Source organism: Kitasatospora sp. NPDC049285, assembly GCF_040678815.1.
In the GTDB taxonomy this organism is placed as follows: domain Bacteria; phylum Actinomycetota; class Actinomycetes; order Streptomycetales; family Streptomycetaceae; genus Kitasatospora.
On record NZ_JBFAQR010000043.1, the window covers coordinates 33,893 to 53,592 of the forward strand.

15 protein-coding genes and 1 pseudogene are annotated in these 19,700 nt (G+C 74.0%); 11 read left to right on the top strand and 5 right to left on the bottom strand.

The genetic code is table 11. From position 1 onward, the window contains the following. The first annotated feature begins 95 nt into the window (after positions 1 to 95). Both AB0K51_RS24285 and AB0K51_RS24290 read left to right on the top strand, forming a co-directional pair. A complete protein-coding gene (locus AB0K51_RS24285; protein ID WP_363458935.1) occupies positions 96 to 1,826 on the top strand; it encodes a sensor histidine kinase in 1,731 nt (576 codons plus the stop codon). Further along, the gene (locus tag AB0K51_RS24290) at positions 1,823 to 2,518 is read left to right on the top strand and encodes a response regulator (RefSeq protein WP_363458936.1); all 696 of its coding nucleotides are present in this window, start codon (positions 1,823 to 1,825) and stop codon (positions 2,516 to 2,518) included. The genes AB0K51_RS24285 and AB0K51_RS24290 overlap by 4 nt, the downstream gene beginning before the upstream one ends. 42 nt (positions 2,519 to 2,560) lie before the next feature. Here the strand turns inward: AB0K51_RS24290 and AB0K51_RS24295 are convergent. Both AB0K51_RS24295 and AB0K51_RS24300 read right to left on the bottom strand, forming a co-directional pair. Further along, positions 2,561 to 2,716, bottom strand: a pseudogene (locus AB0K51_RS24295) (SAM-dependent methyltransferase); the annotation flags it as partial. 37 nt (positions 2,717 to 2,753) lie between these two features. Further along, positions 2,754 to 3,407 (bottom strand): class I SAM-dependent methyltransferase, encoded by a 654-nt coding sequence (locus AB0K51_RS24300; protein WP_363458937.1) that lies wholly within the window; start codon positions 3,405 to 3,407, stop codon positions 2,754 to 2,756. Positions 3,408 to 3,575: 168 nt separating this feature from the next. On the opposite strand from AB0K51_RS24300, the gene AB0K51_RS24305 reads away from it, so the two are divergent. The 4 genes from AB0K51_RS24305 to AB0K51_RS24320 all read left to right on the top strand — a co-directional run bounded on the left by AB0K51_RS24305 (position 3,576) and on the right by AB0K51_RS24320 (position 8,956). Beyond that, positions 3,576 to 4,943, top strand: a complete 1,368-nt coding sequence (locus tag AB0K51_RS24305) for a diaminobutyrate--2-oxoglutarate transaminase (protein WP_363458939.1) — start codon at positions 3,576 to 3,578, stop codon at positions 4,941 to 4,943. 94 nt (positions 4,944 to 5,037) lie between these two features. Next, positions 5,038 to 6,492: a pyridoxal-dependent decarboxylase gene (locus AB0K51_RS24310; RefSeq protein ID WP_363458941.1), complete on the top strand. Its 1,455-nt coding sequence runs from the start codon at positions 5,038 to 5,040 to the stop codon at positions 6,490 to 6,492. A 505-nt stretch (positions 6,493 to 6,997) separates the two neighbouring features. Further along, positions 6,998 to 7,729 carry a tRNA-dependent cyclodipeptide synthase gene (locus AB0K51_RS24315; RefSeq protein ID WP_363458943.1) on the top strand — a complete coding sequence of 244 codons (732 nt, stop codon included), beginning with the start codon at positions 6,998 to 7,000 and terminating at the stop codon, positions 7,727 to 7,729. A 42-nt stretch (positions 7,730 to 7,771) separates the two neighbouring features. After that, positions 7,772 to 8,956, top strand: a complete 1,185-nt coding sequence (locus tag AB0K51_RS24320; protein WP_363458944.1) for a cytochrome P450 — start codon at positions 7,772 to 7,774, stop codon at positions 8,954 to 8,956. Positions 8,957 to 8,977: 21 nt separating this feature from the next. Here AB0K51_RS24320 and AB0K51_RS24325 read toward each other — a convergent pair whose 3' ends face one another. Both AB0K51_RS24325 and AB0K51_RS24330 read right to left on the bottom strand, forming a co-directional pair. Beyond that, positions 8,978 to 9,778 carry an inositol monophosphatase gene (locus AB0K51_RS24325; protein ID WP_363458978.1) on the bottom strand — a complete coding sequence of 267 codons (801 nt, stop codon included), beginning with the start codon at positions 9,776 to 9,778 and terminating at the stop codon, positions 8,978 to 8,980. A 243-nt stretch (positions 9,779 to 10,021) separates the two neighbouring features. Further along, on the bottom strand, positions 10,022 to 10,771 hold the full coding sequence (locus AB0K51_RS24330) for a MerR family transcriptional regulator (protein ID WP_363458946.1): 750 nt from the start codon (positions 10,769 to 10,771) through the stop codon (positions 10,022 to 10,024). A gap of 196 nt (positions 10,772 to 10,967) precedes the next feature. On the opposite strand from AB0K51_RS24330, the gene AB0K51_RS24335 reads away from it, so the two are divergent. From AB0K51_RS24335 to AB0K51_RS24345, 3 genes are read left to right on the top strand one after another with little or no spacing between them, the layout of a single operon-like run. Next, entirely contained in the window at positions 10,968 to 12,524 is a 1,557-nt protein-coding gene (locus tag AB0K51_RS24335) for an NAD(P)/FAD-dependent oxidoreductase (RefSeq protein WP_363458948.1), read from the top strand. After that, entirely contained in the window at positions 12,521 to 13,516 is a 996-nt protein-coding gene (locus tag AB0K51_RS24340; RefSeq protein ID WP_363458949.1) for an alpha/beta fold hydrolase, read from the top strand. The genes AB0K51_RS24335 and AB0K51_RS24340 overlap by 4 nt, the downstream gene beginning before the upstream one ends. Continuing rightward, positions 13,513 to 14,403 (top strand): SDR family oxidoreductase, encoded by an 891-nt coding sequence (locus tag AB0K51_RS24345; RefSeq protein WP_363458950.1) that lies wholly within the window; start codon positions 13,513 to 13,515, stop codon positions 14,401 to 14,403. The genes AB0K51_RS24340 and AB0K51_RS24345 overlap by 4 nt, the downstream gene beginning before the upstream one ends. 72 nt (positions 14,404 to 14,475) lie before the next feature. Here AB0K51_RS24345 and AB0K51_RS24350 read toward each other — a convergent pair whose 3' ends face one another. Further along, entirely contained in the window at positions 14,476 to 16,533 is a 2,058-nt protein-coding gene (locus AB0K51_RS24350; RefSeq protein ID WP_363458952.1) for a discoidin domain-containing protein, read from the bottom strand. Positions 16,534 to 17,023: 490 nt separating this feature from the next. Between AB0K51_RS24350 and AB0K51_RS24355 the strand changes: the two genes are divergently transcribed. Both AB0K51_RS24355 and AB0K51_RS24360 read left to right on the top strand, forming a co-directional pair. Beyond that, positions 17,024 to 17,797, top strand: a complete 774-nt coding sequence (locus tag AB0K51_RS24355) for an SDR family oxidoreductase (RefSeq protein ID WP_363458953.1) — start codon at positions 17,024 to 17,026, stop codon at positions 17,795 to 17,797. A gap of 70 nt (positions 17,798 to 17,867) precedes the next feature. Further along, complete coding sequence (locus AB0K51_RS24360) at positions 17,868 to 19,685, top strand: ABC transporter ATP-binding protein (protein WP_363458955.1); 1,818 nt, start codon at positions 17,868 to 17,870, stop codon at positions 19,683 to 19,685. The last annotated feature ends 15 nt before the right edge of the window (positions 19,686 to 19,700 follow it).

Genomic DNA, 19,700 nt, shown 5'->3' on the forward strand with positions numbered 1-19,700 from the left:
AGCACCCGGCCTTCACCGCCACGTGACCCGCTGGGCGGCACCCCGACCGTCGCGGGCGTGGAGTCCGGTCCCGGACACGCGGCACACTGTTCGACATGGACCCGAACGGCACCTCCCGGGGAGCACCCGCCGCGCAGCGCCGGCGGCGGCGCAGCCTGGCCGGCCGCCTGTTCGCGCTGCAGATCGTCATCGTCGCCGCCGTGGTGGCCGGCGGCGCCGTCCTCGCCTACCTGTTCACCGCGCAGCGCGCCGAGGACTCCGCCCGCCACCAGGTCACCTCCGTCGCCCTCGCCGTCGCCGACGCGCCCACCGTCCGCGAGGCCGCCACCGGCCCCGACCCCAGCGGGGTGCTCCAGCCCTACGCCGAGCGGGTCCGGGTCGACACCGGCGTCGACTTCGTCACCGTGATGGACCCGCAGGGCATCCGCTGGACCCACCGCGACCCCGCCCAGATCGGCCGCCCCTTCCTCGGCCACATCGAGCAGGCGCTGGCCGGCCGCACCTACCAGGAGACCTACACCGGCACCCTCGGCCCCTCGATCCGGGTGGTCACCCCCGTCTACGACGACGCGCACCACGTCGTCGGACTGGTCAGCGCCGGCATCACCGTCGACAACATCTCCGCCCGGCTGCGCACCCCGCTGCTCGCCCTGGTCGGCGTCGCCGCCGCCGCGCTCGCCCTCGGCGGCGCCGGCAGCTACCTGCTCGCCGCCCGGCTGCGCCGGCAGACCCACGGGATGGACGCCCACCAGCTCGCCCACCTCTACGAGTACCACCAGGCCACGCTGCACTCGGTCCGCGAGGGACTGGTCCTGCTGGACGGCCGCCACCGGGTGCTGCTCTGCAACGACGCCGCCCGCGAACTGCTCGGCCTGAACGGAGAGTTGACCGAGCTGACGGTCCGTCAACTCGACCTTCCGGGCTCGCTCACCAGGGCGCTGGAGGCCACCGAGCCGGTCCGCGACGAGGTGCACCTGACCGCCGAGCGCGTCGTGCTGGTCAACACCTCCCCGGTCGGACCGGGCCTCGGCACCGTGGTCACCCTCCGCGACCACACCGAACTCCAGGGCCTGACGGGTGAGTTGGACACCGTCCGAGGAATCGCCGAGGCGCTCAACGCGCAGACCCACGAAGCCGCCAACCGGCTGCACGCCGTGGTCTCGCTGATCGAACTCGGCCGCCACCGCGAAGCCGTGGAGTTCGCCACCGCCGAACTCGCGCTCGCCCAGCGGCTCACCGACCAGGTGGTCGGCGCGGTCGCCGAACCCGTGCTCGCCGCCCTGCTGCTGGGCAAGGCCGCGCAGGCCGCCGAACGCGGCGTCGACCTCATCCTCACCCCCGACAGCCGCATCGACGACGGCGTCCTGCCGGCCCGGCTCACCCCCCGGGACCTGGTCACCCTGCTCGGCAACCTGATCGACAACGCCGTCGACGCCGCCATCGAGAACGCCGCCGAGGCCGCCCCCGAAGTCCAGGTCACCGCCCGCACCGCCGACGGCCACCTGCTGCTCCGGGTCGCCGACACCGGCCCCGGCATCGACCCCGGCGCCGCGGACGAGGTCTTCCGCCGCGGCTGGACCACCAAGCAGCACGGCCGCGGCCTCGGCCTCGCCCTGGTCGCCCAGACCGCCCACCGCAACGGCGGCGAGGTGCAGGTCGGCAAGGAGCACGGCGCGGTGCTCACCGTCCGCCTCCCGCTGGCGCTCCCGGCGGCGCCGGCGCGACAGCGGCAGGCCGGCGCGGACGGTGGGGCTTCTGCCGGCGCGGACGGTGGAGCGGCGGACGGCGCGGCCGGGGTGGGCGCAGTGGGCGGGGTGGGCGCATGACCATCCACGTGCTGGTGGTCGAGGACGACCCGGTCGCCGCCGACGCCCACACCCGCTACGTCGGCCGCACCCCCGGCTACACCGTCACCGCCACCGCGCACTCCTGCGCCGCCGCGATGCGCGCCCTCGACCGGGCCCGGGACGGCGGTACCCCCGTCGACCTGGTCCTGCTCGACCTGCACCTCCCCGACGGCCACGGGCTCCAGCTCTGCCGCGGCATGCGCGCCGCCGGGCACACCGCCGACGTCATCGCCGTCACCTCCGCCCGCGACCTCGCCATGGTCCGGCAGGCCGTCACCGTCGGTGTCGTCCAGTACCTGCTCAAGCCCTTCGGCTCGGCCGCCCTCGCCGACCGGCTCCGGCAGTACGCGCGCTACCGGGCCACACTCGGGCGGGACGGCGACGCCACGGGGCAGGACGAGGTCGACCAGGCCCTCGCCCTGCTGCGCACCACCGACCGGAGCAGCCTCCCGAAGGGCCTCAGCGCGCCCACCCTCGACACCATCGCCACCGCCCTGCGCGAGGCTCCCGACGGCCTCTCCGCAGGCGCCGCCGCCACCGCCACCGGCGTCTCCCGCATCACCGCCCGCCGCTACCTCGAACACCTGGTCACCACCGGACTCGCCCACCGCGAGCCCCAGTACGGCCAGGTCGGCCGCCCGGAGCTCAGCTACCGGTGGAACGCACGCTGACGGACCGCGTCGCGTCGGGTGGCCGATGCTGCGTCAACTCCCTTACCGCACCGCTTTCTCGGCGAGAGCCAGGTAGCGCTCGGGTTGGTCGGTGTAGTCGTGCAGGGTCCAGCCCGCTGCGGTGAGCAGTTCGCGTAGGCGGGGTTCGGCGCGCAGGTCGTCCGGGGTGAGCTGTCGGCCCTGGTGTGCGGCACAGGCGGTGTCGTGGCGGGTGGCCGATGCTGCGTCAACTCCCTTACCGCACCGCTTTCTCGGCGAGAGCCAGGTAGCGCTCGGGTTGGTCGGTGTAGTCGTGCAGGGTCCAGCCGGCTGCGGTGAGCAGTTGGCGCAGGCGGGGTTCGGCGCGTAGGTCGTCCGGGGTGAGCTGTCGGCCCTGGCGGGCGGCGAGGGCGGCGCGGCCGAGGGGGTGGAAGAGGGCGAGGCGGCCGCCGGGGCGGGTGATCCGGGCGAGCTCGCGCAGGCCGGTGACCGGGCCGGGGAGGTGGGAGATCAGACCGGCGCCGAAGACCAGGTCGGCGACGCCGTCGGGCAGCGGGAGGCGGGCGCAGTCCGCCTGGACGAGGGCGGCGTCGGCGCGGTGGGCGGCGGCCTGGGCGAGCATCTCGGGTGTGAGGTCGACACCGAGCACGGTGCCCTCCGGGCCGACCGCGGCGCGCAGCGGCGGCAGGGCGCGACCGGTGCCGCACCCGGCGTCCACCACGAACTGACCGCGGGTCAGCCCGGTGTCGGCGATGGCGGCGGCGTACCGGGGGCTGTCGTCCGGGTACTTGCTGTCCCAGCGGGCGGCGCGTTCGGCGAAGAAGGCCCGGGTCTCGGCGAGTTCGCGACGGTGCGCGGCGCCGTCCCCGGGAGCGGTGGCCGGTGCGGCGTCGGAGGGCGGAGTGGTCATGGCTCGCAGGGTACTTCGGGAAGGGCCGTTACCACTCCGGGCCCGGCTCGTTGAGGGAGTGGGGGAGCGGTCTCACTCGGACGAGTGATCAATCGCCCTGGCAGCAGGGGCGTCCGGATATCCGGCAGTAAAGTTAGCCTTACCTAACTTTTCTAAGGGAGCTCCGCTGTGACCCTCACCGTCGGCACCGCCGCCGCCCCGGCCGGAGACGCGATCCTGCGCCGCCAGCGCATCCGCGAGTCGGCCGCCCGCACCTACGCCCGGTCCTTCCCGATCGTCCCGGTGCGCGCGAACGGCATGACCGTGGAGGGTGCGGACGGGCGCCGGTACCTGGACTGCCTCTCCGGTGCGGGCACCCTGGCGCTGGGCCACAACCACCCGGTGGTACTGGAGGCGATCCGCCGCACCCTGGACAGCGGCGCCCCGCTGCACCTGCTCGACCTCGCCACCGCCGAGAAGGACGACTTCACCACCACGCTGCTGGCCGGCCTTCCCCGGGAGTTCGCCGAGAAGGCGCGGATCCACTTCTGCGGCCCGGCCGGCACCGACGCCGTCGAGGCCGCGCTCAAGCTGATGCAGACCGCCACGGGCCGCCGCGGCGCCCTCGCCTTCACCGGCGCGTACCACGGCATGACGGCCGGCGCGCTCGCCGTCACCGGCAACCTCGCCGCCAAGGCCCCGCTCCCCAGCGGCGGCGAGGTCACCCGCCTCCCCTACCCGTACGCCTACCGCTGCCCGTTCGGCGTCGGCGGCGAACGCGGCGCCGAGCTCTCGGTCGCGTACACCGAGCGGCTGCTCGACGACCCGTCAGGCGGGGTGCTGCCGCCGGCGGCGATGATCCTGGAGGCCGTGCAGGGCGAGGGCGGTGTCGTCCCCGCGCCCGACGGCTGGCTGCGCGAGATGCGGCGGATCACCTCGGAACGCGGCATCCCGCTGATCGTCGACGAGGTGCAGACCGGGGTCGGCCGGACCGGCGCGATGTGGGCGGTCGAGCACAGCGGGATCATGCCGGACGCGATGGTGCTGTCGAAGGCGATCGGCGGCAGCCTGCCGCTCGCGGTGGTGGTCTACCGCGAGGAGTACGACACCTGGCAGCCGGGCGCCCACACCGGCACCTTCCGCGGCAACACCCTCGCGATGGCGGCCGGTGCCGCGACCCTGCGGTACATCGCCGCCCACGGGCTGGTCGCCCGGGCCGAGACCGTCGGTGCGCGGATCGCCGCCCGCCTCGACGGCGCGCGCGACCGGCTCCCGGTGATCGGCGACGTCCGCGGCCGCGGCCTGATGCTCGGCGTCGAACTCGTCGACCCCACCGCCGAGACCGACACCTGCGGCGCCCATCCCGCCGACCCCCGGCTCGCCGTCCGGGTCCGCGAAGCCTGCCTCGCCCGCGGCCTGATCGTCGAACTCGGCGGCCGCCACGACGCCGTCCTGCGCCTGCTCCCGCCGCTGACCATCACCGACGAACAGGCCGACGCGGTCCTCGACCGGCTCTGCGACGCGATCGAGCACGCGATGCAGACGCCTTCGGCGTAGCAGGGTCGGGCGGGGGGAGGCGCCCTGCCGGCGGCGGAGCCGTTTCTGACTCCTTGTCAACAAATCGATCAAGCACCGAAGTGGGGAGATCCACGTGAGCGGATTGACGGAGCTGTCCGGCGGGGTGGCCGGGGCGGAGGCGTTGCGGCCGCTGGTGGCCGAGGTGCTGGGGGCGCTGGCGGCGGGGGCGGCGCGGCGTGGCGGGCCGGTGGTCGGCGGGGAGCCGGGGGAGGTGGCCTCGGCGGTGCGGGTGGCGTTGGCGGAGGCCGAGGGGGACGGGGCGCTCGGGCGGCTGGTGGAGCTGCTGGCGTACGGGGCGGCGGACCCCGCCGATCCGGCCTGCGCGGCGCACCTGCACTGCCCGCCGCTCGCGGTCGCGGTGGCCGCGGACCTCGCGGTGAGCGCGCTCAACCCCTCGCAGGACTCCTGGGACCAGGCCCCGGCGGCCACCGCGCTGGAGACCGAACTGCTGGGCGAACTCGCCGCGTTGGTCGGCTTCAAACCGGAGCTGGCGGCGGGGGTGCTGACCACCGGCGGCACCGAGTCCAACCTGATGGGGCTGATGCTGGCCCGGGACCAACGCCTGGGCCCCGACGTCGAGTTGAACGGGCTGCCGCGGGCCGTCCGGCCGCGGATCTTCGCCTCCGAGGTCGCGCACTTCTCGGTCCAGCGCGCGGCCGCCCTGCTCGGGCTGGGCGAGCGCGCCGTCCGCGCCATCCCGGTCGACCGCGAACTGCGCATGGTCCCCGAGGCGTTGGCCGACGCCTTCACCGAGGCGGGCTGGGAGGGCGTCACCCCGATCGCGGTGGTCGCCACCGCCGGCACCACCGACACCGGCGGCATCGACCCGCTGCCGCGGATCGCCGACCTGGCGTCGCGCCACGGGACCTGGCTGCACGTCGACGCCGCGTACGGCGGCGGCGCGCTGTTCTCCGAGCGGCTGGCGCCGCTGCTCGACGGCCTCGACCGGGCCGACTCCGTCTCGCTGGACTGGCACAAGTTCGGCTGGCAGCCCGCCGCGGCCGGGGTCTTCCTGGTCCGCGAGGCCCGCACCTACGCCTCGCTGGCGCGCCGCGCGGTCTACCTCAACCCGGCCGACGACGAGGAGGCCGGCTACCCCAGTCTGCTCGGCCAGTCGCTGCGCACCACCCGCCGCCCGGACGCCTTCAAACTCGCCGTCACCCTGCGCACGCTCGGGCGGGCCGGCCTGGGCGAGCTGGTCGACCGCTGCCACGAACTCGCCCGCAGCGTCGCCCGACTCGTCGAGGAGTCGCCGGAGTTGGAGCTGCACTGCGAGCCGATCCTGAGCACGGTGGTGTTCCGCCACCGCCCCGCCGACGCGGACGCGGCGGACACCGACCGGGTCAACGCCGAACTGCGGCGGCTCCTGCTGCGCTCGGGCCGGGCGGTGGTCGGCCGCACCGAGCTCCCCGGCAGCGGACCGGGCCGCGTCCGGCTCAAGCTCACGCTGCTCAACCCGCGGACGACGGAGCAGGAGGTGGCGGAGGTCCTGGCCGCCGTCACGGAGGCGGGCCACGCGGTCCGCTGAGACCGGGAGCACGCGGCACCACAACCGGGCGTCAGCCGCCTGTGTGCTCCCGGTGCCGCGCGTGCCCTCTCGTCGCGGACCAGCGGATCGACGCTACTGGCAGCCGGCAGCCGGCAGCCGGCAGCCGACCTCCGCGGCCCGGCCCAGCCGACCCCCGGCGCCGCCGACCGGTGGCTGCGCTGCGCATCGCCCTCGACGCCCCGGGTGCCTCGGGCGAACTGACCAAGGGCGCCCGCTCCTTGACGGAATTCGCTGGACAATCCTCCACTGGCGTATTCTGAAGTGCCGTCACATTACCTTACGGGCACCGGCGTTGTGCGTTCTAGGTCCGTGAACACACCTGTTCTCCGGTTGTCCACCGGAATTCAGCCAAGAGGGCCGGATTTCCGTCAACCCCTGCTTTCCGCTTGTGATTCCGGCCGCGCCGGGCGGTAGCTTCGCGTAGTCGCCGCCACACCGGGAGCGCACGGCTCCACAGGGACTTGCGGCACAAGGGGGCTCCACCATGCGTGACCGCGTTTCTGCGGTTTCCTTGGCATGCCGTGACACCGCTTTCGAGGCCCTGCCGTTCTCGGCCCGGTGCCGGTCGGTATTCGCCCGCGGTGACCACCTGCTGATCGGGGTCAGTCCGGGGAACAGCTACTTCAGCGCCGCGCGGATTGCCGAACTCGTGGACTGGGGGCGCGATTTCTTCGCGGCGGTGGACGTCGTGCAGGCGGACGTCAGCGTCGACGCGCAGTTCGCCGCGGCGGGGTACGACGCCGAACACGCCCGGCGGCGGGCCGAGAAGGAGGTCAAGGCGACCCGGCGGCGGATCGAGCGCGGCGTCGCCGAGGCCGGTCGCACCCGGGTGGGAATCCACCTGCTCTCGGAGTTCCTCGACGACCCGGTCTACCGCCGGCTGTCCGCCCGGGCCGCCGAAGCACTGCGCACCGACGGCGAGTTCCGCGCCGCCACCGAGCGGATGGCCCGCGGCTTCCTCGCCGCCCGCGGGACGGACGACAGCGCGCCGCGGCCCGATCACCTCGCCGCGGCGGTGGACTACATCGCCGCCGAACTGCCGTTCTTCCTGGACTCCCCGGCGCTGCTCGGAGCACCGACCTCGATCGCCGCGTACCACGTCGAACTCCCGCTCACCGCGGTCCTGTTCGGCCGCACCGAGGGACTCCGGGCAGCGCCCGGACAGGGCTACGCGGTGGTCACTCCCGCCGTGGCCGCGTCCCGCGCCGTCGCCTGACGGTCGGTCAATCACCCGTACCAGCAAAGGAAGCGACACCTCATGCCCACCGAGTTCACCTTCCCGCTCGCCCGCCGCGGCGACGTCGTCCCCGCCGAGGTGGCCGAACTGCGCGCCGAGCGCCCGGTCGCCCGGGTACGCACGCTCACCGGCGATCCGGCCTGGCTGGTGTCCAGCCACGCGCTGGCCCGGCAGGTGCTGGAGGACGAGCGGTTCAGCCTCAAGGACACCGCCAACCCGGGCGTGCCGCGGCAGTACGCGCTGACCATCCCGGCGGAGGTGGTCGACAACATGGGGAACATCACCAGCGCGGGGCTGCGCGACGCGGTCATGAAGACGCTCTCGCCGCGCGCGGACGCCCAGTTGGGGCCGTGGCTGGAGGCCGAGGCGCACCGGCTGATCGACGCGCTGCAGGCCGAGGGCGCGCCCGGCGAGCTGCGGACCGGTTTCGCCGAGCCGTACTCGGCCGCGTTGCACTGCCGGCTGCTCGGCATCCCGGCCACGGACTGGCGCCGGCTGATGGCCGGGATCGACGTCGCCTTCCTGACCAGCCCGGTCCCGTTCGAGGGCTCGGCCGCCAACTGGTACAAGGATCTCGACTACATGCTGCGGCAGTTGAAGGCCGAGCCGACCGAGGGCCTGCTGGGCAGGTTCGCCGCGCTGCGGCGCTCGTCGGACGCGGCCGAGCGGGTGGACGACGAACTGCTGGCCACCGTCGCGCTGTCGCTGTTCGGCGCGGGCGCGGTCTCCACCTCCTCGTTCCTGCTGCACGCGGTCCTCTACCTGTGCGAGCGGCCGGAGCTGGCCGAGCGGCTGCGGCGGGAGCCGGGGCTCGCGCCGCGCGCGGTGGACGAGCTGCTGCGCTACAACCTGTCGATCGGCGACGCGCTGCCGCGGATCGCGCTGGCGGACCTGCAGCTCGGCGACGTGCTGGTCCGGGCGGGCGAGTTGGTGCTGGTGCTGATCGAGGGCGCGAACCACGACCCGGCGGTGTTCGCGCACCCGGAGCGGATCGACTTCGACCGGCCGGCCAACCCGCACCTGGCGTTCGGCGGCGGGCGCCACTTCTGCCCGGCGTCGGCGCTCGGCCGCACCCACGCGGAGATCGCGCTGACCGCGCTGGTGCAGCGCCTGCCTGAGCTGCGGCCGGCCGTCCCGGCGGACCAGCTGGCCTGGCGGGACGGGTTCATCAAGCGGCTGCCGGAGCGGCTGCCCGTGCTCTGGTAGCCGCTTCCGGCCGAGGCGTCGTCAGATCCCGGCGAGCAGGACGGTGCGCAGCCGCTCCCACTGGTCGGGGTCGGCGGCGACCAGCAGGCCGTCCTGCCCGCCCGGGGCCTCGGGCCGGTAGGGGGAGCCGTCGAAGCGGGCGGAGCGGCCGCCGGCCTCGGTGATCAGCAGCGAGCCGGGGGCGTGGTCCCAGGGGAGGGTGCGCCAGTAGAGGATGAAGTCGAGTTCGCCGGTGGCGACCCGCGGGTACTCGATGCCCGCGGCGCTCTGGCCGGGGTCGAGCGGGCCGAGGGCGCGGGCGTTGGCGAGCAGCCGCCGGTGCATGGTCGGGGCCAGGTAGCGGCTCTTGACGATGCCGGTCCACTTCTCGGGCCCGGTGCCGACCCGGTCGCGCACCAGCCGCTCGCCGTTGCGCCAGGCGCCGGAGCCGAGCTCGGCGGCGTACGCGGTGGCGGTGGCGGGCTGCCAGATCCAGGCGGCGACGGTCTGGCCCGCCCGGACCAGGGACGCCATCACGGCGTAGGACGGCTTGCCCGCCACGAAGTTCTTGGTGCCGTCGACCGGGTCGACCAGCCAGGCCGCCGGTTCGGCGTGCAGCGCGCGGGCCAGGTCAGGGTCGGCGGCCACGGCCTCCTCGCCGACCACCGGCACCGGCAGCAGTTCGGTCAGCCGCCGGGCGATGATCTGCTCGGCCTCCCGGTCGGCGACGGTGACCACCTCGCCGGGGGCCTTCTCCATCACCTCGCCCGCCGCCAGCGCCCGGAATCGCGGCTCGACCGCAATCGCCGAAGCCTCGGCGAGGATCTCCGCCACCTTCTCCATCAGCACGCCCGTGCTCCTTCCACCCGTACCCACTCTCGCACGCCCGTGCGGGAGGCATGGTGTCCAGGTGGCAGGTGGGGTGAAGAGAGGGGGTGGGGCGGGAGGGTGCTCGCTCGGGACGCAGTGAGGTCCAGGCGGCAGGTGGGGTGATGCGAGAGGGGGGTGGGGCGGGAGGGTGCTCGCTCGGGACGGGGTGGTGGGTGGGGTGACGGGCCGTGTGGCGGCTGGTGGTCCGACGGTGGGTCAGGTGGGGTTCAGGCGGTCGTACTCGGCTCGGACGCGGCGGTCCATCGCCAGGGTGAACTGGGCGTCGTTGACGGCGCGGGCGAGGGGGCGGACGCGCTGGATCAGCTCGGTGAGGCGGGCCGCCTCGGCGGGGGTGAGGTCCTGGACGCGGGCGAGGCCGCCGAGCAGGTGGTCGCTGATCAGGGTGACGAAGATGTCGGCCATCGCGTCGGCGTACTCGCGGGCCCGGCGGCTGACGGCCAGCACGGCGGCGAGCGGGACGCCCTCGTCGGTGAGGGCGACGGTGGCGTCCATCAGGCGGCGGCTGATGTGGGTGATGCCGTCGTCCTCGACGGTGATGAAGCCCTGGGCGATGGACTCGGCGGTGTTGGCCTCGGTGAGCTGGTCGCCGAACGCGGCGTGCAGCTCGTCCCAGTCGAGGTGGACGGGGGTCTCGTCGGACCACGGCGCGACCAGCGCGGCCTGCAGGCCGATCAGCTCGGCGACGTCCCGGCCGTCCTCGCCGGCGCCGATCAGCTCGGCGATGCCGCTCAGCGCGTGGCCGCGCTCCAGCAGTTCGGCGATCAGCCGCAGCCGGGCCAGGTGCTGCTCGCCGTACCAGGCGATCCGGCCCTCCTTGCGGGGCGGCGGCAGCAGGCGGCGCTCGCGGTAGAAGCGGACGGTGCGCACGCTGACGCCCGCCGCCTCGGCGAGCTCGGCGACCCGGTACTCGCGCGGGTGCGCCTGGTCGTTCTCGATCTCCGCCACGCCGGTCAGCATAGGGCCGGCCGGGCCGCCGAGAAACGCTGCGCCCGCGCTATTCCACTCGGTGTCAACAAGAGCTACTCTGCCAAACGCGCCAGTGATTACTGGCAGCATTCAGGGGTCCCGCCCGCACCACCCGGCGCACCGGCCCCGCTCCAGCACCGCCACTGCACCCCCACCCCCGCCTGGAGGCCCCCGCATGGCACCCCGCACCAAGCAGCCACCCAAGCCCGCCGGCGCCGGGCAGCGGCCGGCCCCGCACGTCCGGGTCGCCGTGATCGGCTCCGGCTTCGGCGGACTCGGCGCCGGCGTCCGGCTCCGCCGGGCCGGGATCACCGACTTCGTCATCCTGGAGCGCGCCGACTCGGTCGGCGGCACCTGGCGGGACAACAGCTACCCGGGCTGCGCCTGCGACGTCCCGTCCCACCTGTACTCCTTCTCCTTCGCGCCGAACGCCGACTGGCCCCGGGTGTTCTCCGGCCAGCCCGACATCCGCGCCTACCTGGAGAAGGTCACCGACACCTTCGGCCTGCGCCCGCACCTGCGGTTCGGCGCCGAGGTCACCGAACTGCGCTGGGACGAGGAGCACACCCGCTGGCGGATCCGCACCGCGGTCGGCGACTGGACCGCCGACGCCGTGGTCTCCGCGGCCGGGCCGCTCGCCGACCCGCAGATCCCCGACCTGCCGGGCCTGGACGCCTTCCCTGGCAAGGTCGTCCACACCGCCCGCTGGGACCACGACTACGACCTCACCGGCAAGCGGGTCGCCGTGGTCGGCACCGGCGCCTCCGCCGCCCAGATCATCCCCGCCATCCAGCCGCAGGTCGGCCGGCTGACGGTCTTTCAGCGCACCCCCGCCTGGGTTCTGCCGCGCGCCGACCGCGAGGTCACCGCGCTGGAGCGGCGACTGCACCGGGCGCTCCCGCCGAGCGCGCTGCTGCGCCGGGCCGGCCTGTTCGTGCTCCGCGAGCTCCAGGTCGACGCGTTCGTCCGGCGGCCCGGACTGCTCCGCCTGGTCCAGCAGGTCGCCGTCCGCCACCTGAAGAAGGGCGTCGCCGACCCCGCGCTGCGCGCCAAGCTGACCCCGGACTACCGGATCGGCTGCAAGCGGATCCTGCTCAGCAACACCTACTACCCGGCGCTCGCCGCCCCCAACACCGAGGTGGTCGCCGCCGGCCTGCGCGAGGTGCGCGGCTCCACCCTGGTGGCCGCCGACGGCAGCGAGCACGAGGTGGACGCCATCGTCTTCGGCACCGGCTTCCACGTCACCGACCTGCCGATCGCCCAGCGGGTGTTCGGCGTCGGAGGCACCGCCCTCGCCGAGGCGTGGAAGGACGGCATGGAGGCGCTGCGCGGCTCCACCGTGCGCGGCTTCCCCAACCTGTTCTTCCTGATCGGCCCGAACACCGGGCTCGGCAACAACTCGATGATCCTGATGATCGAGTCCCAGCTGAACTACCTGATCGACGCGCTCACCACGCTCGACGCGGTCGGCGCCACCGCCATGCAGCCCACCGAGCGCGCCCAGCGCCAGTGGAACCTGGAACTCCAGCACCGGATGAGCCGCACCGTGTGGACCACCGGCGGCTGCCGCAGCTGGTACCTCGACGAGGGCGGCAAGAACACCGTGCTGTGGCCCGCCTCCACCACCGCCTTCCGGCGCGCCACCCGCCGCGTCGACCTCGAGGAGTACGAGCTGATCAAGCGCACCGCCCCCGCCGCGCGCCCCGCCCTCGCCGAGGCGGTGACCGCGTGAACCCGCCCGTCCCCGCCGACTGCGTGCTGCCCGTCCCGGCTGTCGTCCGTGCCGTCCGCTCCGCCGACGGCGCCGAGCTGAACGTCGAGGAGTACGGCCCCCAGGGCGCGCCGCTGATCGTGCTCTCGCACGGCTGGACCTGCGCCACCGCGTTCTGGGCGCCGGTGGTCAACCGGCTCGCCGCCGACTTCCGGGTGGTCGCCTACGACCAGCGCGGCCACGGCCGCAGCCCGGCCCCGGCGAGCGCGGCCGGCTACTCCACCGCGAAGCTCGCCGACGACCTGGAGGCCGTGCTCACCGCGACCGTCCCGGCCGGGCGGCGCGCGGTGGTGGCCGGCCACAGCATGGGCGGGATGACCATCATGGCGGCCGGCGACCGGCCCGCGGTGGCCGAGCGGACCGCCGCCAACGTGCTGGTCAACACCGGCGCCGGCGACCTGGTCGACGAGCTCGCGGTGCTGCCGCCCGCCGTCCGGGCCAAGGGCCTGCGCCGCTTCCTGCACCGGCAGATCCTGCGCTCCCGGCTGCCGCTCGGCCCGGTCAACGGCGTCTCCCGGGCCGCCCTCAAGTACGCCACCATGGGCCCCGCCACCCCCGCCGACCGGGTCGCCGCCTGCGCGCAGGTGGTGCACGCCTGCCCCACCCGGGTCCGGTACCAGTGGGCGACGGTGCTCGAGACCCTCGACGTGCACGCCGGCCTGGCCCGGATCGCCGCGCCGACCGCGGTGATCGCCGGCGCCTGTGACAAGCTCACCCCGCCGGTGCTGGCGCGCCGGATCGTCGCGGGCCTGGCCGATCCGCGCGGCCTGCTGGAACTGCCCGGTACCGGCCACATGAGCCCGGTCGAGCGGCCCGCCGAGGTCGCCGCCGAGATCCGCCGGATCGCCGCACTGGTCGCCGACCGCCTGGCGGCGCCGGCCGACCGCGCGGCCGCCGCCGGCCCGTCCGGCCCCGCCAACCCCCCGTCCGCCGCCGTGGAGGAGATCGCATGACCCCGCCGCTGTCCTCGCAGGTCGTGGTCGTCACCGGAGCCGCCCGCGGCCTCGGTGCGCTGATGGCCCGCAAGCTCTCCGAGCAGGGCGCCAAGGTGGCGCTGCTCGGCCTGGAGCCCGCCGAGCTGAAGGCCGTCGCCGCGCGCTGCGGCGAGCACGCCACCGCCTGGGAGGCCGACGTCACCGACCTGGACGCGCTGACCGAGACCGCCGCGCGGATCAAGGAGCGCTACGGCCGGATCGACACCGTGGTCGCCAACGCCGGCATCGCCCTCGGCGGGCCGATGCTGGACAGCGACCACCGCACCTACAGCCGGGTGATCGAGGTCAACCTGCTCGGCTCGGTGGCCACCGCCCGGGCCTTCCTGCCCGCGCTCGCCGAGAGCCGCGGCTACCTGCTGCAGATCGCCTCGCTCGCCGCGCTCACCCCCGCCCCACTGATGTCCGCCTACTGCGCCTCCAAGGCGGGCGTCGAGTCCTTCGCCCACGCGCTGCGCGCCGAGGTCGCCTACCAGGGCGTCAAGGTCGGTGTCGGTTACCTGAGCTGGACCGACACCGACATGGTGCGCGGCGCCGACCAGGACGCGGTGCTCCGGCAGATGCGCGCCAAGCTCCCCTGGCCGGCGAACAAGACCTACCCGATCGAGCCCGCCGTGGACCGCCTGGTGGCCGGCATCGGCCGCCGCTCCGCGCACGTCTACGCCCAGGCGTGGCTGCGCGGCATGCAGCCGATCCGCTGGATGCTGCCCGGTCTGATCGCCGCGGTCGGCTCCCGCGACGTCGCCCGCCTCGCCCCGGAGCTGAAGGCCACCGCGGACACCCGGCTGCGCCCGGTCGGCGCGGGCGGGCAGGCAGACCAGGACGTGCGGGCCGGCAAAGCGGAGTGACGGTCCGTCACCACGCGACGGTGGGACGGTCGGCCTGGAGAGAGGCCGACCGTCCCACCGTCGTTCGCGCCGTCAGACGCCGTGCACCGACAGCTCGTAGAGCGAGTAGCCCCAGTTCGTCGCCCGCGCGGTGCCGTGGAAGCGGACGTAGCGGGCCTGGGTCGGGGTGAAGGCGGCGGTGTCGAGGCCGCCGTCGCCCGCGGTGGTGGACCAGACGGTGCGCCAGGTGGCGCCGTCCGTGGAGACCTCGATGCGGTAGCCGCGGGCGTACGCGCGCTCCCAGTCGAGGGTGACCCGGTCGACGGAGTGGGTGGCGCCGAGGTCGACCTGCAGCCACTGGTCGTCGCTCCAGTCGCTGGCCCACCGGGTGGACCGGTCGCCGTCGAGCGCCCGGCCCGGCTGGTAGGAGGTGAACGGGTTCCACTCGGCCGAGCTCGCCGAGGCGCTCGCACCGGTGGCCAACTCCCGACCGGGGTCGTGGTGTTCGGTGGCCCGCCAGGTGGTCAGGTAGGACTGCGCGCCCTTCAGCATGTCGTCCACCACGTCCTGGCCGCCGCTGAGCCGGATCTGCTCGATCCAGTCCGGGATCATCCCCGCGTGCGCCAGCCCGTCGGTGTTGACGTCCCACACCCGGTCGCCGGTGACCTGGCGGTCCAGCACCGAGCCGCCGTCGGCGCTGCGGAACGGGTAGCTCACCGCGTTCGGCGCGCCCGCGCCCACCGGGCCCGGCCAGCCGCCCACGCCGTTCAGGTCGGTGCCGTAGCCGTAGCCGACGTGGTACTGGTCGCGCAGCGCCTTGGTGCGGTGCGCCTCGGCGACGAACGCGCTCGCGTCGTGGTCGTACTGGGCGATGAAGCCGCCGAGCCGGTAGACCCGCTCGGTCCACTGCAGGTCCATCCAGCTGTGGCTGGACAGCACGCCCGGGTAGGCCTGCGACTCCAGGATGTCGAACGCCCGGTTGGCCGCCTTCACGCTCATGTGGTCGACTTCCAGCATCATGTGACGCTGCACCATGCCGCGCACCGCGTACTCGCCGAGGTCGGTCAGCCCGCGGGTGTTGCACCGGGCGCCGCTGCCGTAGGTGGGCAGGGTGACCCCGGCGGGCAGCATCGACTGGGCCTGCGCGGTGGGCAGGCCGATCGGGTTGTCCGCCTGCGGGCCGGTGCACTGCTCGGTGGTCCAGAAGGTGCCGGTGGACAGGAACTGGCCGGCGTTCACCGCGACGCCCGTGGTGCCCTCGTCGAAGCGCACCCCGCACAGCGCGTTGTCGAACTTGTGGCACAGGAACATGCTGCGCACGCCCAGCGCGTACAGCTCGTCCAGGCCGCGGTCGATCGCCGCCCGGTCGCACTGCGGGACGTCCAGGATCTGCTTGCAGCCGAACGGCTCGGAGGTCTCCACGCCGAGCACCACCGCCAACTTGCCCTGGGCGACGACCTGTCGGGCCTGGTCGGAGTCGGTCACGATGCGGAACCAGCCCTTGCCGGGGCCGCCGTACATGGTGTCGACGTAGGACTGCAGCTGGTAGGACTTGGCGGCCTCGGTGCGGATCGCGTCCATCTCGTCGCAACCGCGGTCCTTGAACGGGTAGATCGAGCACAGCAGCCCGTTGGTGACCAGGTCGTTGACCAGGATCCGCTCACCGCCGCGCCAGGCCCGCTCCACCCAGGCGTAGTAGTCCTGCTGGTGGCTGAGCGAGTCGTGGGCCGGCCAGTCCTTGAAGGTCGGCCAGCCGACCGGGTCGTGGTGGCCGTTCGCGCCGCCGGTGACGTTCTCGAAGAGCGCCAGCGAGCCGTCCGGGTAGTGCTCGGGACAGTCCTTGAGGGCGTCGGCGACGCCCTGCTCGGAGAAGGTGGCGCCGCAGATGATCCGGCCGCCGAAGCCCTCGTTGGACATCAGGTGGTTGTGCGCGTCCACGAATCCGCGGACGCTGCCGTCGGCCGCGGTGCCGCCGAACGGCTGCCCGGTCACGTTGATCTGCGAGTCCGGGACGGGGCGGGCGGTGGGGTTCCACCACCCGTCGGCGGCCTGCGCGGTGCGGCCGGGAGCGCCGAGCGTGGCGGTGACCGCCACGAGGATCAGCGACAGCAGGGAGATGACGATGCGTCTGGCCTGGTGGTGCCCGTTCATGCTCACACCTCGGCTGGTTGAGGCGGGGATGGGAGAGGGTGCGAAACGGGTGCGTTTCACACCCGGTCCCACCCGAGAATCCTGAGTTGATGACGGGCCGTCAAGGGATTGGACGCGATGACTTACCGGCCAGTACGACCGGGGTTCACTTCGGGGCCGCGCAAACGCGCACCGGGCCCGGCCCCGTGGAGAGGGGCGGGCCCGGGAGGGAGGAAGGCGGTGCCGGCCGTCGGCCGTCAGGAGCGACGGGGTCGGTGACGGGCCGGCGGCGCGACTTCTATGGAGCGCGGAAGGGGTTGAACGAGCATCGGTTCTCCAGGGGGGATGGGCGCCGTGTGGGACCAGCGGCGCTGCCCGACACCGTAGGGTCATCCGACCAACGCCACCGCGGGACGCGCCGTCGTGCCCGGCAGTGTCGCCCGAAAAGCCGACCGGTCCGTCCGCCGGGCGGTCGATGCGGCCCCGGGCTACCGCCCGGTACGGTCGGCGCATGACGACTGCTCTCATCACCGGCGCCACCGCCGGAATCGGCGCCGCCTTCGCCGACCGCCTGGCCCGGGACGGCCGCGACCTGGTGCTGGTCGCCCGGGACACCGAGCGCCTCGCCAAGGCCGCCGCCGAACTCGCCGACCGGTGGGGCGTCCAGGTCGAGACGCTGACCGCCGACCTCGCCACCGACGCGGGCATCGGCGCGGTCGAGGACCGCCTGCGCGACGCCGCGCGGCCCGTCGACCTGCTGGTCAACAACGCCGGGTTCGGTCACCGCGGCGCGTACCTGGCCGTCCCCGTCCAGGACGAGCTCGACATGCTCAAGGTGCACATCGAGGCGGTGCTGCGGACCACCACCGCGGCGGTGCCCGGGATGCGCGAGCGCGGCCGCGGCGGGGTGATCAACGTGGCCTCGGTGGCGGCGTTCGTCCCGCGCGGCACCTACGGCGCGACCAAGGCGTGGGTGGTCAACTTCACCCTCGGCATCGCCCGCGACCTGGCCGGCAGCGGCGTGCGCCTGCAGGCCCTGTGCCCCGGCTTCACCCGCACCGAGTTCCATCAGCGCGCCGGCATGGGCACCTCCTCCATCCCCTCCTGGGGCTGGCTCGCCGCCGACCGCGTCGTCGACGACTCGCTGCGCGACCTCGCCCGGAACCGTCCGCTGTCCGTCCCCGGCAAGCGCTACAAGCTCGCGGTCGCGCTGGCCCGCCTGCTGCCGGTGGGCGGACTGGGCAAGGTGTCGACGACGGCCGGCCGGGAATACCGGAAAGCTTAGGTTTGCTAATGGTGAGTATTGCTCTGTAAAGTCGCCGAGCACACCGTCCGCGCTGCCCTGGAGGCCGCCCTTGCGTCCCGACCGGATCGACTGGAAACCGCCCGTGCGCGAGCAGGGCGAGGAGAAGCCGCCTGCGCAGGTGGGGCGGATCCTGCGGCTGTTCCGCCCGTACGCGGGCCGGCTCGGCGTGGTCGGGCTGCTGGTCGCGGCCTCGGCGGTGGTGTCGGTGGCCACGCCGTTCCTGCTGCGGGCGGTGCTGGACACCGCGATACCGCAGGGGCGGACGGGACTGCTGACGCTGCTCGCGCTCGGCATGATCGCCGCCGCGGTGGTCACCAGCGTGCTGAACGTGCTGCAGACGCTGATCTCCACCACGGTGGGGCAGCAAGTGATGCACGACCTGCGCACCGCCGTCTACGCGCACCTGCAGCGGATGAGCCTGGCCTTCTTCACCAGGACCCGCACCGGCGAGGTGCAGTCGCGGATCGCCAACGACATCGGCGGCATGCAGGCCACCGTCACCTCCACGGCCACCTCGCTCGTGTCGAACCTGACCGCGGTGGTGGCCACCGTGGTCGCGATGGTCGCCCTGGACTGGCGGCTGACCATCGTCTCGCTGCTGCTGCTCCCGGTCTTCGTGTGGATCAGCCGCCGGGTCGGCAGCGAGCGCAAGAAGATCACCACCGAGCGGCAGCGCCAACTGGCCCGGCTCTCCTCGGCGGTGCAGGAGTCGCTGTCGGTGAGCGGCATCCTGCTGGGCCGCACCATGGGCCGCTCGGACTCGCTGACCAAGGAGTTCGCCGCCCAGTCCGACCAGCTCGCCGAGCTGGAGGTGCGCTCCTCGATGGCGGGCCGCTGGCGGATGTCGACGATCGGCATCGTGATGGCGGCCATGCCGGCGATCATCTACTGGGCGGCCGGCCTGACCGGCGCGGCCGGTGCGCCGATCGTCTCGCTCGGCACGCTGGTGGCGTTCGTGTCCCTGCAGCAGGGCCTGTTCCGACCCACCGTCAGCCTGCTGTCCACGGGCGTGGACGTGCAGACCTCGCTGGCGCTGTTCCAGCGGATCTTCGAGTACCTCGACCTGCCGGTGGAGATCGCCGAGCGGGAGAACCCCGTCCACCTCGCGGAGATCCGCGGCGACGTCCGCTTCGAGCAGGTGGAGTTCCAGTACCAGAGCGGCCAGGACCGGCCGACCCTGAGCGGCATCGAGCTGACCGTCCCGGCGGGGACGTCGCTGGCGGTGGTCGGCGAGACCGGGTCGGGCAAGTCGACGCTGTCCTACCTGGTGCCGCGGCTGTACGACGTCACCGGCGGCCGGGTGCTGATCGACGGGGTCGACGTGCGCGAGCTGTCGTTCGAGACGCTGTCCCGGGCGGTCGGCGTGGTCTCCCAGGAGACCTACCTGTTCCACGCCTCGGTGGCCGACAACCTGCGCTTCGCCAAGCCCGACGCGAGCGACGAGGAGCTGGTGGCGGCGGCCCGCGCCGCGCAGATCCACCAGATGATCGCCGAACTGCCGGACGGCTACGACACCCTGGTCGGGGAGCGCGGCTACCGGTTCTCCGGCGGCGAGAAGCAGCGGCTGGCCATCGCCCGGACCATCCTGCGCAACCCGCCGGTGCTGATCCTGGACGAGGCGACCAGCGCGCTGGACAACCAGACCGAGCACGCCGTCCAGCAGGCCCTGGACACCCTCGCCGCGGGCCGCACCACGATCACCATCGCGCACCGGCTCTCCACCATCCGGGAGGCCGCGCAGATCGCCGTCCTCGACCACGGCCGGATCGTCGAACTCGGCGGCCACGACGAGCTGGTGGCCCGCGAGGGCCGCTACGCGGCACTGCTGCGCCGGGAGGCGCTGCCGGTGCCGAGCGCCGCGCACTGAGCGCGGCGGGGCCGT

What these genes read in the sequence shown, in the direction of transcription:
- AB0K51_RS24290 (WP_363458936.1), top strand. Translation starts at nt 1,823, where the DNA reads ATGACCATCCACGTGCTGGTGGTCGAGGACGACCCGGTCGCCGCCGAC.
- AB0K51_RS24325 (WP_363458978.1), bottom strand. Translation starts at nt 9,778, where the DNA reads ATGGAGAAGGTGGCGGAGATCCTCGCCGAGGCTTCGGCGATTGCGGTC.
- AB0K51_RS24355 (WP_363458953.1), top strand. Translation starts at nt 17,024, where the DNA reads ATGACGACTGCTCTCATCACCGGCGCCACCGCCGGAATCGGCGCCGCC.
- AB0K51_RS24335 (WP_363458948.1), top strand. Translation starts at nt 10,968, where the DNA reads ATGGCACCCCGCACCAAGCAGCCACCCAAGCCCGCCGGCGCCGGGCAG.
- AB0K51_RS24285 (WP_363458935.1), top strand. Translation starts at nt 96, where the DNA reads ATGGACCCGAACGGCACCTCCCGGGGAGCACCCGCCGCGCAGCGCCGG.
- AB0K51_RS24345 (WP_363458950.1), top strand. Translation starts at nt 13,513, where the DNA reads ATGACCCCGCCGCTGTCCTCGCAGGTCGTGGTCGTCACCGGAGCCGCC.
- AB0K51_RS24315 (WP_363458943.1), top strand. Translation starts at nt 6,998, where the DNA reads ATGCGTGACCGCGTTTCTGCGGTTTCCTTGGCATGCCGTGACACCGCT.
- AB0K51_RS24320 (WP_363458944.1), top strand. Translation starts at nt 7,772, where the DNA reads ATGCCCACCGAGTTCACCTTCCCGCTCGCCCGCCGCGGCGACGTCGTC.
- AB0K51_RS24300 (WP_363458937.1), bottom strand. Translation starts at nt 3,407, where the DNA reads ATGACCACTCCGCCCTCCGACGCCGCACCGGCCACCGCTCCCGGGGAC.
- AB0K51_RS24350 (WP_363458952.1), bottom strand. Translation starts at nt 16,533, where the DNA reads ATGAACGGGCACCACCAGGCCAGACGCATCGTCATCTCCCTGCTGTCG.